This is a genomic window from Stenotrophomonas sp. PS02301 (genome assembly GCF_029959485.1).
GTDB lineage: Bacteria > Pseudomonadota > Gammaproteobacteria > Xanthomonadales > Xanthomonadaceae > Stenotrophomonas > Stenotrophomonas maltophilia_Z.
Genome location: NZ_JASCOO010000040.1, coordinates 18842 through 36097, shown reverse-complemented (window position 1 = coordinate 36097; position 17256 = coordinate 18842). Strand labels below are relative to the sequence as shown.

The following is a 17256-nucleotide window of genomic DNA, read 5'->3' as shown; positions in this document are numbered from 1 at the left end:
CCGCTGGCCGGCTCCCCGTACTGCCTGCACCGTGCAGCGCCGGCCAGCGGCCGGCACTACCCGTGAATCGGCAACAGGATCAGCTGCCGGAGAGCATCCGGCGGATCTTGCGGCCCAGGCGCGTCAGGAACGAGGCGCCCGGATCGGCGGCAGGCGTGCCGCGCATCGGCTTGGCCGTCACCTGCACCGGGGTCACCGGGCCGGTCGCTGCGGCGCCCTCGGCACCTTCGACCGGACGGCCGTGGCGACGACGACGACGCTTGCGCGGCGCGCGCTCACCTTCCACCGCCGGGCTGCCATCGGCAGACGGCGCGGCGGTCGGGGCCAGCTGCGGCTTGACCTCGGCATCGACGGCGGCGACCGGCGGCTCGCCTTCCACGCGCGGCTTGCGCTCGCGACGCGGCTTGCCATCGGCACTGCGCTCGCCCGGTGCACGGCGTTCGCCACGGCCACCGGCCGGCTTGCCGCCACGGCTGCTGCCACCGCCACGACGCTGCTCTTCGGCGGCACGCGCTTCGCGTGCTTCGCGGAAGATCTGGCCGACGCTTTCGTTCTCGTCGCCCTCGGCATCACCCTCGCCTTCCGGCGACGGTGCACGCGGCGCGCGCGGGATCGGGGTCAGGATTTCGCTGGTGACCGGCTCGACCGGGATCTTCTGCTCGATGTAAGCCTCGATGTCCGGCAGACCCATCGCGTAGCGCTCGCACGCAAAGCTGATCGCATCGCCTTCTTCACCCAGGCGCGCGGTGCGGCCGATGCGGTGCACGTAGTCTTCCGCATCGAACGGCAGATCGTAGTTGTAGACGTACTTGATGCCGTCGATGTGCAGGCCGCGGGCGGCGACATCGGTGGCCACCAGGATTTCCAGCTGACCCTTCTGGAAGCGGTTGAGCAGGCTCTCACGCTTCTTCTGCGGCACATCGCCGGACAGCACGCCGACGCGGTAACCGGCCTTTTCAAGCGAACGCGCCACGCGCTCGACGAACACCTTGGTGTTGACGAACACCATGGTGCGGGCGCCTTCGCTGCGCGAGAGCAGGCCCAGCAGCAGCGGAATCTTCTCTTCGTCGGCCGGGAAATAGATGCGCTGGCGCACGCGGGCGGCGGTAATGGATTCGCTCTCCACCACCAGCTTCTGCGGCTCGTTCATGTGCTCGTAGGCCAGCTCCAGCACGCGATGGCTGAGCGTGGCGCTGAACAGCAGCGTCTGGCGCGTGCTGCGCTCGGGCATGCGGCGCAGCAGGAAGCGGATGTCCTTGATGAAGCCCAGGTCGAACATGCGGTCGGCTTCGTCGAGCACGCAGATTTCGCAGGCGTGCAGCGAGACCACCTTGTGCTGCTTGACGTAGTCGATCAGGCGGCCCGGGGTGGCGATGATCACGTCCACGCCCTGCTGCAGGATCTCGCGCTGTTTGTCGTAGTCCACACCACCGTAGACCAGCGCGAAGCGCAGGCCGAGGTCGGAGCCGAACTTCACGGCATCCTTGTGGATCTGGATGGCCAGCTCGCGGGTCGGGGCCAGGATCAGCGCGCGCGGGTCTTCCGGCTTGCGATCGGCCAGTGCCGGGCGGGTCAGCAGGCGGTTCACCACCGCGACCAGGAAGGCCAGCGTCTTGCCGGTGCCGGTCTGGGCCTGGCCGGCGACGTCGCCGCCGGGCAGCGCGACCGGCAGGGTCAGCGCCTGGATGGGCGTGCAACGGGTGAATCCGGCTCCTTCAAGGCCGGCCTGCAGGGCCGGATGCAGCTCGAAGGAGGAGAAGGTCAAATCGGTCAGCGGTTTGTCGCTCATGAGTCCGTCTTGGTAAGGCCAGCCGGCAGAGGTGCGGGTGGCTTGCATCATCTTGGGGGGCACCGTCGCAAACGGCCCCTGCGCCGGGATTGGCGGGGCCGGACTCGGGTCCAGGGCGCCGCGCAATGCCCCAGTTTAACGCAATGTCGGCGGCAAACCGGGATCACCCGTCTCTCGACCCCGTGAGAATGCCCGCCCGGCGCGCCATTACAGCGCGTTGGAGCGGCTGGCATGCGCTCTGCACCTCGTATTCACCCGCCCTGCCGCCGGTTGAACGGCGCGGCTGGCGGGGCTGGAACCGTCGTCCTGGCCCCCGCATATCAACCGGGATCGTCGCGATAACGCAGGTGGGCGATCACGGGACGCTTCTTTCCAACCAGCGTCTGTCCGGTCACGGCGATAGCGGTACACTGCGCCCCGTGAGCGTCCAGGCATCCGCCGAACGCACCGCTGGCCGCCCGCGGCCACGAGGCACCAGACGAGGGTGACGCCCGCTTGGCGTTGCCCAAATTCAACTTCCTCCGGCCCTGCCGGGTGCATTACCAGACGAGAAACCAAGATGAGCGACAAGGTTGTACATGTCGGCGACGCCGACTTTGATAGCGCAGTGCTGAATTCCAAGGAACCGGTGCTGGTCGATTTCTGGGCCGAATGGTGTGGTCCCTGCAAGATGATCGCCCCGGCGCTGGATGAACTGGCCGACGCCTACAACGGCCGCGCCAAGATCGCCAAGGTCAACGTGGATCAGAACCGCGCCCTGGCTGCCAAGTACCACGTGCGCTCGATCCCGATGCTGCTGGTGTTCAAGGACGGCGAAGTCCAGGCGCAGCAGATCGGTGCCGTCGGCAAGGCCCAGCTGGCCGGCATGCTCGACAAGGCCCTGGCCTGATCGCAGCAGGCAGCCGGCACCGTCCGGCTGCCACGCGGGCCCGTCGCCCGCATGAATGACCCTGCCCCACCCGGCTTGCGCGCCGCCGCGAGCCGGTGTTAGTGTCGGCATATCCGGCCGCATTCGCGCGCCGCATCTTCTGGACGCAGTTTCCTTCCAGATCCTTTCCCAACGTTCGCCGCCCTGCCGGGCGCTCGCACCTTCTAGCGAGGAATCCAGCACTTGTCCGATATCACTACTTCCGAACCCGGGAGCGCCGACGCGCCCGCCGAGAAGCGCGTGCGCAAGCCGCGCGTCGCCAAGGCCGCCGCCAACACCGCTGCCGAAGCCGGTTCCCCCCCTTCACAACCCGCTCTGCCTCTGGCTGCCGCGTCTGACGCGCCGGCGCCGGCTGCCGCTCCTTCGGCGGCCCCGCAGGCATCGGCGCCGGCAGCTTCTGCCGGTGGCGACGCATCGCCCTCGCAGGGCGGTGGTCAGCAGGACACCGGCGACGGTGGCCAGCGCAACCAGAATGGCCGCAACCAGAACCCGCAGGGCGGGCAGAACCCGTACCAGCAGGGTCAAGGTCAGAATCAAGGCCAAGGCCAAGGCCAGGGTCAGGGCCAAGGCAACCGCCGCGACCGTTTCCGCAATCGCCGCGACCGCAACCGCGGTGGCGATCGCTACAACGACGACGGCATGCCGCAGGACAACGGCGAACAGCAGCCGTTCGTGCGCAGCCAGCAGGCCAACGTGCCCGAAGGCTTCCCGGTCTATTCGCTGAGTGACCTCAAGCGCATGCCGGCACAGAAGCTGCTGGAAATCGCCGAGCAGCTGCAGATCTCCGAAGGCGTGGCCCGCGCCCGCAAGCAGGACGTGATCTTCGCCCTGCTCAAGGTGCTGACCCGTCATGGCGACGGCGTCGCCGCCGATGGCGTGCTGGAAATCCTGCCCGACGGCTTCGGCTTCCTGCGCGCAGCCGAAGCCAGCTACCTGGCCGGCCCGGACGATACCTACATTTCGCCCAGCCAGATCCGCCGCTTCAACCTGCGCACCGGCGATCACCTGTCCGGCCGCATCCGCTTCCCGAAGGACGGCGAGCGCTACTTCGCGCTGTCGATCGTGGACACCATCAACGGTGAGCCGCTGGAAGCGTCCAAGAACAAGGTGCTGTTCGAGAACCTGACCCCGCTGTTCCCGCGCAAGCGCTTCACCCTGGAACGCGGCAACGGTTCGTCCGAAGACATCACCGGCCGCATCCTCGATCTGATGGCACCGCAGGGCAAGGGTCAGCGTTCGCTGATCGTCTCCCAGCCCAAGGCCGGCAAGACGATGATGATGCAGCAGGTGGCCACGGCGATCACCACCAATCATCCGGACGTCCACCTGATCGTGCTGCTGATCGATGAGCGTCCGGAAGAAGTGACGGAAATGCAGCGCACCGTGCGCGGCGAAGTCATCAGCTCCACCTTCGACGAGCCGGCCGCCCGTCACGTGCAGGTCGCCGAAATGGTGATCGAGCGTGCCAAGCGCCTGGTCGAGCACAAGAAGGACGTGGTGATCCTGCTCGACTCGATCACCCGCCTGGCACGTGCGTACAACAACGTGGTGCCGAGCTCGGGCAAGGTGCTGACCGGTGGTGTGGATGCCAACGCCCTGCACCGCCCCAAGCGCTTCTTCGGCGCGGCGCGTAACGTGGAGGAAGGCGGCAGCCTGACCATCATCGCTACCGCGCTGGTCGATACCGGCAGCAAGATGGACGAGGTGATCTACGAAGAGTTCAAGGGCACCGGCAACAGCGAAGTGCACCTGAGCCGTCGTATCTCCGAAAAGCGCGTGTTCCCGGCGATCGACATCAACCGCTCGGGTACCCGCCGTGAAGATCTGCTGATCGAACCGGAACTGCTGCAGAAGATCTGGATCCTGCGCAAGCTGCTGCATCCGATGGATGAAATGGCTGCGATGGAATTCCTGCTCGACAAGATGAAGAACACCAAGTCCAACGACGAGTTCTTCGGTTCGATGAAGCGCTGATCGGCGCATCATCCGGACAGGAAAAGGCCCCGCATTGCGGGGCCTTTTTCATTACGGGACTCAGGGACAGGCCACGGCCCCCTCCACCCCGGCACTGTTGGTCGACACCCGCACCTGGGTGAACGCCGCCGCGAACGGCTTGTCCGCCGTCACCACGAACGGCGCTTCCACCGCCCCCAGATCCACCCCCTGCCTGGCAAAGCACGCCAGCGGTACGGTCACGGTCTGCTTCTGCCCCGGCGCCAGTCTGGCCAGCACCGGGGCGATATCCACGCCGCCCTCGCAGCCCGTGCCGCACTGCATGGTCACCTTCACCGGTGAAGCCGGCCGGTGCAGCAGCTGTACGTCGAACTGCAGCGCACCCTGGGTGCGGGCCAGCGCGCCCAGGTTGCGACGCGAGCTGCTGCGTGCCAGCAGTTGCGCCGGTGCCAGCCAGGTCACTTCCTTCGCGTCCTGCTGGGTGTTGATCTGCACGGTGCGCACCTGTACCACGGGCGCGGCGGTCGGCCAGCGCAGCGTGGCATTGAGATCGTTGCCCAGCGGCTGGGTCGCGCCGCCGGCCGCCACATGCAGCGCGAACGGCGGCGTGTCAGCCCGGTTGAAGATCGGCAGGGTGGTCACTTCGCCACAGTTGTCCGGGTTGGCTTCGGGCAGGCGGGCAACCTTGCCCGGCGTGCGATAGCTCAGGCCGTGGCCCAGCGCGAACAGGGGGGGCTGCTTCGGATCCGGGCGGTCGATCGGCGCCGGGCAGGGAACGCCCGGCCACGGGAAGCTCAGGCGCCCGCGGAAGTCATGCGCGGGCCTGCCGTCCTTGCCGGCCACCAGCACATCGGTGATGCCCTTGCCCTCGGTGCCCGGCAGCCACGCCGCCACGAAGGCCTGCGATTGGTTGAGCAGGTCGTTGGTGTACATCGGGCGCCCGGAGAAGTACACGGTCACCACCGGCTTGCCGCTGGCCTGGGCCGCGCGCAGCACCGCCAGATCCTGCGGATAGGTGCGGCTGTGGCTGACCGAATCAGAGGCCAGGATGTCGCCGTTGGTCTCGGCATACGGCGTCTCGCCGATCACCGCCACGACCACATCGAACCCGGTCGGATCGAGCGCCGTCGCATCGGCGCTGTAGGCAACCCGCTGTGTGCCCAGCTCGGCACGCAACGCACCGAGCACCGAATCGGCATGGGGGAAATCGGCATTGCGGTTCTCGGTGCCCTGCCAGGTCAGCGACCAGCCGCCGGACTGATCGGACAGGTTGTCGGCACTCTTGCCGACCACCATGACGCGTGCATCGCGGCGCAGCGGCAGCACCTTGGCATCGTTCTTGAGCAGCACCAGCGACTCGCGCACCGCCTGGCGCGCCAGCTCACGGTGCTGCACGGCAGCGACATCACCGGCGTAGCGGCTGTCCGACGGCTTGTGATCGAACAGGCCTGCACGCAGCTTCACGCGCAGGATCCGGGTGACCGCATCATCGATGCGCGCCATCGGGATCTCCCCGCTCTCCACCTGGGCCACCGTGTTGGCGATGAAGGCCTTCCAGTCGTCGGGCACCATCACCATGTCGATGCCGGCGTTGATCGCCTGCGCGCAGCTGTCGTTGCGGCACCCGGGTACCTGGGCAATGCCGTTCCAGTCCGAGACGACGAAACCGTCGAAGCCCATCTTCTCTTTCAGCGCACCGGTCAACAGGGCTTTGTTGCCGTGCATCTTGCCGTAGTCGACGCCGCCACTGCGGTCGTTCCAGCTGTTGAACGAGGCCATCACCGTCTGCACGCCTTCGCCGAGCGCGCCGTAGTAGCCCTGCCCGTGCACGTTGATCATCGTGGCCTTGTCGACCAGCGCCTCGCCCTGGTCGCGGCCGTTGTCGGTCGCGCCATCGCCGATGTAGTGCTTGGCAGTGGCGACTACGTTGCCGTCATCGCCGAAGCGTCCCTGGGCGCCCTTGACGTAAGCCTGGGCGAATTCGCGGATCACGTGCGGATCGGAGGAATAGCTTTCGTAGGTGCGGCCCCAGCGCGGATCATGCGCCACCGCCAGGGTCGGCGCGAACACCCAGTCGATGCCGGTCGCGCGCACCGCGTGTGCGGTGGCCTGGCCGATCCGCTCGATCAGGGCGGCATCCCCCGCCGCGCCCAGACCGATGTTGTGCGGGAACAGCGTGGCACCGTAGACGTTGTTGTGGCCGTGCACCGCATCGGTGCCCCAGATCACCGGGATCGGCGTGCGTGCATCGGTGGCCAGCGAGGCCGCGCGATACGCATCGGCCAGCTGCAGCCACTGTGCCACCGTGGCGTGCTTGTCCATGCCCGGCCAGGAGCCGCCACCATTGAGAACCGAGCCGATGTAGTACTGGCGGACCTCATCGGGCGTGATCATCTTGATCTCGGGCTGGGTCATCTGGCCCACCTTCTGCGCCAGCGTCATCTGCGCCACGATCTCCCGTACCCGCGCCTCAAGCGCGGCATCCGGACCGATCGCGCTGGTCACGTGGGGCCAGTCCTGCAGGCGTTCACCGGTGGCCGGTGCGGCACCGGCCGTCGAGACCAGCGCGGCCAACAGGCAGGTGGCGAGAATCGTCTTGTTGAAGCTGGTCACTGGACATCTTCCTCTGATGAAATACGCGCGAACGGGACGGGCGCGACCGCAGCCGGGCACCGCTCGCGCTGCGATGTCGATGGCCGGCAGGGTAGCGATGCTGCGTCGGTCAGCGCCCTTGTCTGACAGCGCTGTCATATAAGCCCATGGCAACGCTGTCAACCGCCTGCCGGCAGGGTTGCAGCCGAAGTCCCGCTGCAGCAGGGATCGCCGGCGTAGCGCGTGTCCGACCCTCCCGTGAACTGCTGCATCGCGGCATGGAAAAACACGAACCCGCCACGCACGCCGCCGGCATGGCAACATCCGCCTGCATCGGCAACATCGATGTGACACACGCGCACTACCATCGGCATCTGCCCGCCCGCCCCTCCAAGAGGAACCCCCGCACCATGCGTAGTCGTATCGAGGATGTCGCCGCCGTTGCGGGTGTATCGATCAAGACGGTGTCCCGCGTGCTCAACAACGAGCCCAACGTGCGCGCGGAAACCCGTGATCGCGTGCTGGCCGCGGTGGCCCGCCTCGGCTACAAGCCCAATCTCTCCGCGCGCAGCCTGGCCGGTCAGCGCTCCTATGCGCTGGCGCTGGTCTACAACAACCCCTCGCGCAATTACCTGATGGAAATCCAGAACGGGATGCTGGAGGCCTGCCACGCCAACCACTACAACCTGATCCTGGGCCCGGTCGGCACGGCGCGCCGTACCCTGCCCGATCTGGCCGCGCTGTTCGAGAATTCGCGCCCCGACGGGGTGGTGCTGATCCCGCCACTGACCGACGACGCCGTGGTGCTGGCCTATCTGGACGAGCACGAGATTCCGTATGCCTCCATTGCGCCGCGGCACCCCGAGGGCTGCATCGGCGTGCGCATGGACGAGACCACGGCGGTGATTGAACTGATCGGCCATCTGGTCGCGCAGGGCCATCGCCGCATCGGCCACATCAAGGGCCCGCGCGCGCACGGCGCCTGCCAGTGGCGCCACGCCGGCTATCGCCAGGCGTTGCGCCAGTATGCAATCGAGTACGATCCGGCGCTGGTCGTCAACGGCCAGTTCTCGTTCGAATCCGGCATCGATGCGGCCAACGCACTGTTGGATCTGCCAGAGCCGCCCACGGCGATCTTCGCCGCCAACGACGACATGGCCGCCGCCGTGTTCCGCGTCGCCGGCCAACGCGGCCTGCGCATCCCCCGGGACCTGTCGGTCTGCGGTTTCGATGACACCCCGATTGCCGGCCACATCTACCCGGCACTGACCACGGTGCGGCAGCCGACCGCCGCCATGGGGCGGCTGGCCACCGAGCAGTTGATCGATCGCATCCGCTCGCCGGAGGCCGGCACCATGGTCACCGTCGATCACGCGGTGCTGGTGCGCGAATCCACGCACCCACCGCGTCGCGGCTGACCGCCTGCCTCAGCCGCTGTGGCGTGAGCCGCGCCACGCGTAGAACGCAATGAACAGGTAGCACAGCATCGGCAGCAGGAAAGACACCTGCAGCCCATGATGGTCGGCCAGCCAGCCCATCGCCAGCGGGATCACCGCCCCACCGACGATCGCCATCACCAACAGGCTCGATGCCTGGCCGGTCAGCGTACCGAGGCGGGCAATCGCCAGCGCGAAGATGGTCGGGAACATGATCGAGTTGAACAGGCCGATGCTGACCACGCTCCACTTGGCCAGGTTGCCGGTGCCCAGCATCGTCACCGCCAGCAGGGCCATCACGATCAGCGCGAAGACCCCCAACATGCGGCGCGGATCCAGACGGGTCAGCAATGCCGCACCGAGCAGACGCCCGACCAGCGCACCGCCCCAGTACAACGATACGTAACGGGTGGCCTCCTGCTCGGTCAGCCCCTCACCGATACCCGGCATCGAGAGGAAGTTGACCAGCACGCTGCCGATCGACACTTCCGCACCCACATAGAAGAAGATCGCCAGCACGCCATAGCGCAGGTGGCGGTGGCGCAGCGCATCGCGCAGGCGGCCCCTGCCGGTGGCAGCCTCGCCTTCCACGCCGGGAATGGTCGGCAGGCGGAACATCCAGATCGCCACTGCCAGCACGAACAGCGCCACTGCCAGGCCGAAGTACGGCACCTGCACCGATTGCGCTTCAGCAGCGCGATACGCGAGCGCTTCAGCGTGCGGCAGCAGCGCCAGTTCATCAGCCGTACGCGGCGCGGCCGAGAGGATCAGCAGGCCACCGAACAGCGGCGCGATGGTGGTGCCCAGCGCATTCATCGATTGCGCCAATGTCAGCCGGCTGGAACTGGTCTGTTCCGGCCCGAGCAGCGCAACGTAGGGATTGGCGGCGACCTGCAGCACGGTGATGCCGGTGGCCAGCACGAACAGCGCCCCCAGGAACAGACCGTATACGTGCGCCTGCGCGGCCGGCCAGAACAGCAGCGCACCGACACCGGCAATGGCCAGCCCGGCCACGATGCCGCGCTTGTAGCCCACCGCCGCGACCAGGCGCCCCGCCGGCAGTGACATCAGGAAGTACGCACCGAAGAAGGTGAACTGGACCAGCATCGCCTGCACCCAGGTCAGCGCGAATGCCGCCTTGAGGTGCGGGATCAGGATGTCGTTGAGGCAGGTGAGGAAGCCCCACATGAAAAAGATGGCGGTGACCACGGCCAGTGCAACGCCATTGCTTTGCACATGTTGTCCGCGGACGGCAGCAGGAGTGTCCATTGCATGTCCTTCCAGATTGGGAGTGCCGGCCAGTCGGCGGCCAGACATGGAACCTGCTTGGACCGCGATTGTCCAGCGCTGTCAGCAATCGGATCGGGCGGTCGGCCCATGCAGCGGCGCACGCACCCGAATGCCTTCGCGCAGTTTCGTTCTGCACTGCACAACGGATCAGCATCGCCAATCCGGCTGCGCATGTCCCGGCAGAATCGGGCCACAACACCGGCGTTGCAGTGTTTCCGCCTCACGCGCGGCCGTCCCGACTGCAACGCACGACACCCGTCGCTGCCGGTCGCAAGCGCATCGCCACGTGCGTTTGTTGACAACGCTGTCAACCATGGCTCCAATCCGGGCCGTGCGCACTGGACCCCGCGCCGACACAACGCAGAACCGCCACGATCGAATTCCCTGGGGAGGGATCATCATGAAGACGTACAAGGCCGTACCCCGCAAGGCGATGCTCACCTCCGCACTTCTCGCTGTCCTGGCCGGCCCGGCCTGGGCGCAGGATCCCGCGGCCCGAGAGAACACCACGACGGCCCCCGATGGCGTCGATCCCACCACGCTCGATACGGTGCAGGTCACCGGTATCCGTGGCAGCCTCACCTCGTCGATGAACCTCAAGCGCGACAGCCAGGGTGTGGTCGACGGCATCGTTGCCGAGGACATCGGCAAGTTCCCGGATACCAACCTGGCCGAATCGCTGCAGCGCATCAGCGGCGTCTCGATCGACCGCACCGCCAGTGGCGAAGGCTCCAAAGTCACCGTGCGCGGCATCGGCCCGGACTACAACCTGGTGCTGCTCAACGGGCGGCAGATGCCGGCCTCCAATCTCGGCGCCGGCGGCGCCGGCCTGAACAGCTCGCGTTCGTTCGATTTCGCCAACCTGGCCGCCGAGTCGGTGTCGGCGGTGGAGGTCTACAAGACCGGCCGTGCCGACAATCCAGCCGGTGGCATCGGTGCGACGATCAACATCAAGACGATGCGCCCGTTGGAATCCGAGCCGGTGATCAGCCTCGGGCTGAAGGCGGTCAACGACTCCTCCAACGACAACCTGCCGCGCACGCTGCAGGGCTCGAAAGTGACCGGCGAACTGTCGGGCATCTTCAGCCAGACCTACGCCGATGGCCGCTTCGGCGTGGCGCTGAGCGCCAGCCACCAGGAACGCGACTCGGGCTTCAACCAAGCCACCGTGGCCGAGGGCTGGGCGACCTTCCGCGGTAATGAAGCCAGCGACTGGCGTGCCTTGCCGCTGCCGGGCCAGGGCTATTCGGACCGCATCACCAACCGTCCGGATCCCGACGACATCTACGGCCGCCCGCAGAACACCGCGTACAACGTCAATGGCGTACAGCGCCAGCGCACCAACGGCCAGGCCACGTTCCAGTGGAAGCCGGCCGACAACATCACCACCACGCTGGACTACACCTTCGTCGAGAACAAGGTGCAGCAGCAGCGCAGCGAGCTGTCGGTATGGTTCAACTACGGTCCGGGCGACAGCACCTGGACCAATGGCCCGATCGCAGCACCGATCATCTACAGCGAAGACATGACCGGCTCGGACGTCTCGATGGGCGGCATGAAGCTGGCCACCAAGAACTCGATGGACTCGCTCGGCTTCAACGTCGATTGGGAAGTCAACGACGCACTGGAGCTGTCCTTCGACGTCCACAACTCGACCGCCGAATCGCAGCCGGACGGCCCCTACGGCTCGGCCGGCGTGCTCGGCGTGGCCGCCTTCGTGCGCGGCACCACCACCGTGGACTACAGCGGCGACCTGCCGATCATCCACATGGACCTGCCGCCGGGCGGCGTGCAGGCCTCCGATGCGCTGGTCACCGGCTCGGTCTTCCAGAACAGCTACAACAAGTCCAAGGTCGAGCAGTACCAGGGCCGCGGTACGTTCAAGTTCGCCGATTACTCGGCCTTGGATTTCGGCGTCGGCTACACCCAGGTGGAGAACCGCTCGGCCTCGGCGATCATGCAGCGCAACAGCTGGGGTGGCCTGGGCAATCCGTCGGACTACGATGACAACATCTGGTACGCCGACGACATGAGCCGCTACTTCAAGGCGTTCTCCGGCCACAACGATCCGCGCATGACCGGCCGCTTCCTGGTCTTCGATTTCGACCGCCTGCGTGCGCAGGCTGCCGGGGTCGCCACCGATGCCGAACCGGCCTGCCCGACCTGCTATGTCGCCCCGACCGAGTACTCCGAGGACATCCGCACCACGGAGAAATCCAAGAGCGCCTACGCGCAGTACCGTACGACGTTCGAGTGGTCGATGCCGCTGCACGTGGCCGCCGGTGTGCGTTACGAGCAGACCGAAGTGGAATCGCAGGCGCTGGTCCGCCTCCCGACCGGGATCAGCTGGGGCTCGGCCAACGAGTTCAACGTCACCTACGACGCCAACGGTACGTTCGTCGGCGGTACCGGCAAGTACAACTACGTGCTGCCCAACCTCGATCTGAAGCTGGACATCAACGATGCGCTGGCGCTGCGTGGCAGCTACAGCCGCAGCATCGGCCGCCCAGGCTGGACGCAGATCCAGAGCGGCTCCCGGGTGGACGACATCGTGCGCACCCAGGGCGGTACCGGCTCGCGCGGCAACCCGGGGCTGGAACCGCTGGTCTCGGACAACTTCGACCTGTCGCTGGAGTGGTACTACGGTGAATCCAGCTACGCCTCGGTCGGCTTCTTCCGCAAGAACATCAAGAACTTCATCAGCAACACCATCGTGCGCGAGAACACCGGCACCCTGCACACACCGGTGGGCGGCGCGTACTGGAACGAGGCGCTGGGGTCGGGCTGCGGCGCCACCGACATGCCCTGCATCCGCGATTACATCTTCACCAACCATGCCGGCGACCCGGGCGTGACCTACACCGGCCGCAATTCGGCCGGGCAGATGACCGGCACCATCGTCGGCCAGCCGGGCGACCCGGTGGCCGGGTTCGACACCACCGTGCCGGCCAACCAGCACTCCGATCACCTGGATGGCTGGGAACTGGCCGTGCAGCACCTGTTCGGCCAGTCAGGCTTCGGCCTGGCGGCCAACTACACCAAGGTGAAGTCCGGCCTGACCTTCGATAACTACAGCCTGGGCGACCAGTACCCGATGATCGGCTTGAGCGACTCGGCGAACCTCGTGGCGTTCTACGAAAAGAATGCCTGGCAGGTACGTGCGGCCTACAACTGGCGCGACAAGTTCCTCAACGGCATCGGCGGCCAGGGCCCCAATCCGAACTACACCGAAGCCTACGGCCAGCTCGATCTCAACATCAGCTATGCGGTCAGCGACCAGCTGACGCTGAGTCTGGAGGCGATCAACCTGACCGACGAGACCATGCGCACCTACGCACGCCATTCCAACATGCTGCGCTACGCCACCCAGACCGGGCCGCGTTACATGTTCGGCGTGCGCTACAAGTTCTGACTCGGTTGTTCCGACCTGCAGCACCGAAAGGCCGCGCTCACCCCGCGGCCTTTCGCTTCCCGCACCTCCACGCTACCGTGGGTACCACCCGCCCCTGCTGACAGGATGCCGATGTCCGCCATGCCCGGCCCGATCGAAGAACTGCATGATCTGGATCCGGCGCAGCTGCACACGCAGTTGCCCGGCTGGACGACACCGAAAGTGATCCGCGGGCTGGTGGCGCAGTGGCCGCTGGTCAGCGCGGCGACGCAGTCCGCACAGGCGGCGGTCGCCCATCTCAAACAGTTCGACCACGGCACGATGCCGGTCACCGCTACCACGGCGCCGCCGGAGGCCAAGGGGCGTGTGTTCTACAACGCAGACATGAGCGGCTTCAATTTCCGCCGCGAGCAGATTCCGTTGAAGGTCGTGCTCGACACCCTGCTCAAGTACGCCACCGCGCCGACGCCGCCATCGATCTACGTCGCCTCGACCACGCTGGACAGTTTCCTGCCCGGCTTCCGCCAGGCCAATACGCTGGCGCTCGGCGTGGACGATCCGCTGGCCAGTATCTGGGTCGGCAACCGCTCGCGTATCGCCGCGCACCAGGACGTGCCGGACAACCTGGCCTGCGTGGCTGCCGGCGGCCGCCGGGTCACCCTGTTTCCGCCGGCGCAGGTGGGCAATCTGTATATCGGGCCACTGGACTTCACGCCGGCCGGGCAGGCCGTCAGCCTGGTCGACTTCGCCGCACCGGACCTGGAACGCTTCCCGCGCTTCAGCCAGGCGCTGGCCCACGCGCAGGTGGCCGACCTCGGCCCCGGCGATGCGGTGTTCATTCCCTCGTTGTGGTGGCACCACATGGAGGGGCTGGAGGCGTTCAATGTACTGGTCAATTACTGGTGGCGGCCGGTGCCGGCGTGGCGGGATGCGCCGATGAACGCACTGATGCTCTCGTTGCTGGCCATCCGCGATCTACCACCGGCGCAGCGTGCGCATTGGCAGGCGATGTTCCAGCACTACGTCTTCGAGGCCGATGACCACACCGCCGCGCATATTCCCGAAACGGTGCGCGGCGTGCTCGGGCCGCTCGACCCGGCCGGCGCCGATCATCTGCGCGGCGTGCTGCGCAAGCGCCTGGAGCGCTGAACGGGCCACCACGGCGGCGCCGACTTCACCCACGTGGGGGTGTAATCCGCAATAATCGCCGCCCAACGAGTTGTTGACCGCCCGGGGGCGGGGTCGTGCGCTCCTGACTGTTTCGCTGCTGCCGTTCCATCCGCATGTTCGGGTTGGTGCTGCACCCTGCTGCCCGTGAACCGCATGCGTCCGTTGTCCACCCGCCTGAACCTGGGCAAATTGATCCTCGCCCTGGCCCTGCTCAGCGCGCTCATCGCGCTGGCCAATACCCTGCATGCCAGCTACCGCGTGCAGCGCGAGCAGCTGATCGGCAATACGCTGGAAGCCAACCGTGTGTATGCCAGCAAGCTGGCCGAGTCGACCCAGAACTTCGTTCTGTCAGCGCAGCAGCAGGTGGCCTACAGCGCCACCCTGCTCGGCCAGCGTGTGCACGATCGCAGCGAACTGGAAGCAGAAGCTGCACGTCTGCAACTGCAGACCAACAGCTTCAACTCGGTGCTGATCGTGGATGCCGGCGGTACCGTGCTGGCGACCTCCCCGCAGAGCCTGGCCCTGCAGGGCGTGCTGCTCAAGAGCGCCGGCAACCGCGATGCCCTGGAGCGCCGCGTGCCCTTCATCAGCGACCCCTACCAGGCCGCGACCGGGCGCCTGGTGGTAGCGATTTCGCATCCGATCTTCTCCGCGCAGGGAAGGTACCAGGGCTATGTCAGCGGCACGATCTACCTGCGCCAGCGCAGCATCCTGCAATCGCTGCTGGGCAAGCACTATTACCGCGATGGGTCGTACCTGTACGTCGTCGACCGCAACGGCCGCATCCTGTACCACATCGAACAGGACCGGGTCGGCCAGTTCGCGCTGGAGAACCCGGCCGTGCAGGCGGTCACCCGGGGCCACTCCGGCGCGCAGCAGGTACGCAACAGCCACGGCGTGCAGATGCTGGCCGGGTACGCGCCGGTGCCGAGCGTCGGCTGGGGCGTGGTAGCGCAGCGGCCGACCGCGGCCACGCTGGCATCGCTGTCCAAGCTGATGTCGGCGGTGATCTGGAATGCGATTCCGCTGGGCATCCTGTCGCTGCTGATCACCTGGTGGTTCGCGCGGCGCATCTCGCTGCCGCTATGGCAGCTGGCGCGCAACGTGCAGAACCGCGACACCGGCATCGCGATCCGCCACGTCACCGGTATCCGCGCCTGGTACTACGAAGTCGCCCAGCTCAAAACAGCCCTGCTGTACAGCTTCAACCTGCTGCAGGACCGCATCGGCAAGCTCAACCGCGCCAGCATGACCGATCCCCTCACCGGCCTGCAGAACCGGCGCGGCCTGCAGCAGGGGCTGGAAGACTGGCAGGCACGCGGCCAGCCGTTCGGGATCATCGCGCTGGACATCGACCGCTTCAAGAGCATCAACGACCGCTTCGGTCATGCGGTCGGCGATGCGGTGATTCTGCGCATCGCGCAATTGATGCGCGATGGCTCACGCGACACCGATCTGCTCTGCCGCAACGGCGGTGAGGAGTTCCTGATCCTGCTGCCGGGCATCGCTGTCCTCGATGCCGCACAGGTGGCCGAGCGCCTGCGCATCCAGGTGGCCGCCGAGGTAGTCGAGCAGGTCGGCACGGTCACCGTGTCGCTGGGCGTGGCCCACTACCCGACCTATCACGATGATCCTCAGCAGGCGCTGCGGTTGGCCGACAAGGCCCTGTACATGGCCAAGGAACAGGGCCGCAACCGCACCGTGGTGTACCCGCAGCCCGACGGCCCGGCTACCGGTTGAGGCAAGGGTCAGCTGCCCAGCGGGGTACGCAGGCGCGGCGCGTTGGGGTCGCCGGCCAGCGTAGCCGAACCGTCGGTCAGCAGATCCGGCGAGAAGCCGGCGCTCTCCGGGCGCGTGGACCACGGGATGGCGTTGCGCGGCCCTGGAATGTAAGCGCGCCACTGCGCCAGGTCGTCAGGCATGGCGGTGTCGATCGCGAAACTGACCGGCACGCGGTAGGTGCGGAACGGCGCCTCCAGGCTGGCGTCCTCTGCGCTCAGCGGAAAACGCCACTTGCGCGCGGCATCCAGCGATGCCTTGCCCAGGCGCCTGCGGGTGAGATCCATCTGGGCCGCCGTCCCCGTGCTTCTCAGATTCACCTGTTCGGCGAACTGGTCGACCACACGCCCTTCGCGGTCAACCTTCAGTGCGAGGTACACGGTGCCCTGCCCCCCCACGCGGAAGACTTCGGCGGGGTAGCGCGGGGGCGGCGTATGGGCCTGGGATTTGATCTCACGTCCCGAGGCATCCTTCGGGGCGCCATCGAAATGTGCACTGATCAGTCGCACGTTGAACGTATCGTTCGCACCCGGTTGCGCGACGACACGCACGGTCATCCGCGCGTCCATCGGTACCGGGGCGCCGTCACGCACGTTCGGCTCGAATTCCCAGTTCTTCACGGTGTCGCGCACCAGCGTGGCCACTGCCTCCGGAAGCATGTCCTGCTTGTCGATCTCCAGCGCAGTGATGCGGCCGTCGTCGCCAATGGCGAGGGTGCCCTCGACACGCATGCCCATTTCCACCGGCACATCGGCCGACGGCTTGGCCGCGTGCGCTGGCGCTGCTGCCAACACCAGTGCCACGGCGATTCCCTTGATGATGTCCATCCTGCTGTTGCTCCTTATACGATCCATCGTGTTCGATATCGTCAGCATAACGACTGCTGATCCCGTGTCCAATCGCATCGCTGGATCAGCACCAGCGCCCA

General features: G+C 66.8%; 10 protein-coding genes. 6 read left to right on the top strand and 4 right to left on the bottom strand.

Features of this window, described 5'->3' with window-relative positions; genetic code table 11:
* Nucleotides 1-79 precede the first annotated feature (79 nt).
* Nucleotides 80-1789 (bottom strand): ATP-dependent RNA helicase RhlB, encoded by a 1710-nt coding sequence (gene rhlB, locus QMX81_RS11540; RefSeq protein ID WP_121040408.1) that lies wholly within the window; start codon nt 1787-1789, stop codon nt 80-82.
* A 559-nt stretch (nt 1790-2348) separates the two neighbouring features.
* Between rhlB and trxA the strand changes: the two genes are divergently transcribed.
* Both trxA and rho read left to right on the top strand, forming a co-directional pair.
* Nucleotides 2349-2678, top strand: a complete 330-nt coding sequence (gene trxA, locus QMX81_RS11535) for a thioredoxin TrxA (protein WP_019183509.1) — start codon at nt 2349-2351, stop codon at nt 2676-2678.
* Nucleotides 2679-2900: 222 nt separating this feature from the next.
* The gene (rho, locus tag QMX81_RS11530) at nt 2901-4691 is read left to right on the top strand and encodes a transcription termination factor Rho (RefSeq protein ID WP_282261621.1); all 1791 of its coding nucleotides are present in this window, start codon (nt 2901-2903) and stop codon (nt 4689-4691) included.
* Nucleotides 4692-4751: 60 nt separating this feature from the next.
* Here the strand turns inward: rho and QMX81_RS11525 are convergent, their stop codons facing one another.
* The gene (locus QMX81_RS11525) at nt 4752-7283 is read right to left on the bottom strand and encodes a glycoside hydrolase family 3 protein (RefSeq protein ID WP_282261619.1); all 2532 of its coding nucleotides are present in this window, start codon (nt 7281-7283) and stop codon (nt 4752-4754) included.
* A gap of 389 nt (nt 7284-7672) precedes the next feature.
* On the opposite strand from QMX81_RS11525, the gene QMX81_RS11520 reads away from it, so the two are divergent.
* Nucleotides 7673-8680: a LacI family DNA-binding transcriptional regulator gene (locus QMX81_RS11520; protein ID WP_282261617.1), complete on the top strand. Its 1008-nt coding sequence runs from the start codon at nt 7673-7675 to the stop codon at nt 8678-8680.
* A gap of 9 nt (nt 8681-8689) precedes the next feature.
* Here the strand turns inward: QMX81_RS11520 and QMX81_RS11515 are convergent, their stop codons facing one another.
* On the bottom strand, nt 8690-9967 hold the full coding sequence (locus tag QMX81_RS11515) for a sugar MFS transporter (protein WP_183073714.1): 1278 nt from the start codon (nt 9965-9967) through the stop codon (nt 8690-8692).
* Between the two features lie 421 nt (nt 9968-10388).
* Between QMX81_RS11515 and QMX81_RS11510 the strand changes: the two genes are divergently transcribed.
* From QMX81_RS11510 to QMX81_RS11500, 3 genes are all read left to right on the top strand, one after another.
* Nucleotides 10389-13400: a TonB-dependent receptor gene (locus QMX81_RS11510; RefSeq protein WP_282261615.1), complete on the top strand. Its 3012-nt coding sequence runs from the start codon at nt 10389-10391 to the stop codon at nt 13398-13400.
* A gap of 111 nt (nt 13401-13511) precedes the next feature.
* Nucleotides 13512-14528, top strand: coding sequence for a cupin-like domain-containing protein (locus QMX81_RS11505; RefSeq protein ID WP_282261613.1), 1017 nt, complete (start codon nt 13512-13514; stop codon nt 14526-14528).
* Nucleotides 14529-14702: 174 nt separating this feature from the next.
* On the top strand, nt 14703-16289 hold the full coding sequence (locus QMX81_RS11500) for a sensor domain-containing diguanylate cyclase (protein ID WP_121040420.1): 1587 nt from the start codon (nt 14703-14705) through the stop codon (nt 16287-16289).
* 8 nt (nt 16290-16297) lie between these two features.
* Here the strand turns inward: QMX81_RS11500 and QMX81_RS11495 are convergent, their stop codons facing one another.
* A complete protein-coding gene (locus QMX81_RS11495) occupies nt 16298-17155 on the bottom strand; it encodes a protein tonB (protein WP_282261611.1) in 858 nt (285 codons plus the stop codon).
* Nucleotides 17156-17256: the final 101 nt, after the last annotated feature.

What these genes read in the sequence shown, in the direction of transcription:
- QMX81_RS11515 (WP_183073714.1), bottom strand. Translation starts at nt 9,967, where the DNA reads ATGGACACTCCTGCTGCCGTCCGCGGACAACATGTGCAAAGCAATGGC.
- QMX81_RS11520 (WP_282261617.1), top strand. Translation starts at nt 7,673, where the DNA reads ATGCGTAGTCGTATCGAGGATGTCGCCGCCGTTGCGGGTGTATCGATC.
- QMX81_RS11510 (WP_282261615.1), top strand. Translation starts at nt 10,389, where the DNA reads ATGAAGACGTACAAGGCCGTACCCCGCAAGGCGATGCTCACCTCCGCA.
- QMX81_RS11495 (WP_282261611.1), bottom strand. Translation starts at nt 17,155, where the DNA reads ATGGACATCATCAAGGGAATCGCCGTGGCACTGGTGTTGGCAGCAGCG.
- QMX81_RS11500 (WP_121040420.1), top strand. Translation starts at nt 14,703, where the DNA reads ATGCGTCCGTTGTCCACCCGCCTGAACCTGGGCAAATTGATCCTCGCC.
- trxA (WP_019183509.1), top strand. Translation starts at nt 2,349, where the DNA reads ATGAGCGACAAGGTTGTACATGTCGGCGACGCCGACTTTGATAGCGCA.
- rhlB (WP_121040408.1), bottom strand. Translation starts at nt 1,789, where the DNA reads ATGAGCGACAAACCGCTGACCGATTTGACCTTCTCCTCCTTCGAGCTG.
- QMX81_RS11505 (WP_282261613.1), top strand. Translation starts at nt 13,512, where the DNA reads ATGTCCGCCATGCCCGGCCCGATCGAAGAACTGCATGATCTGGATCCG.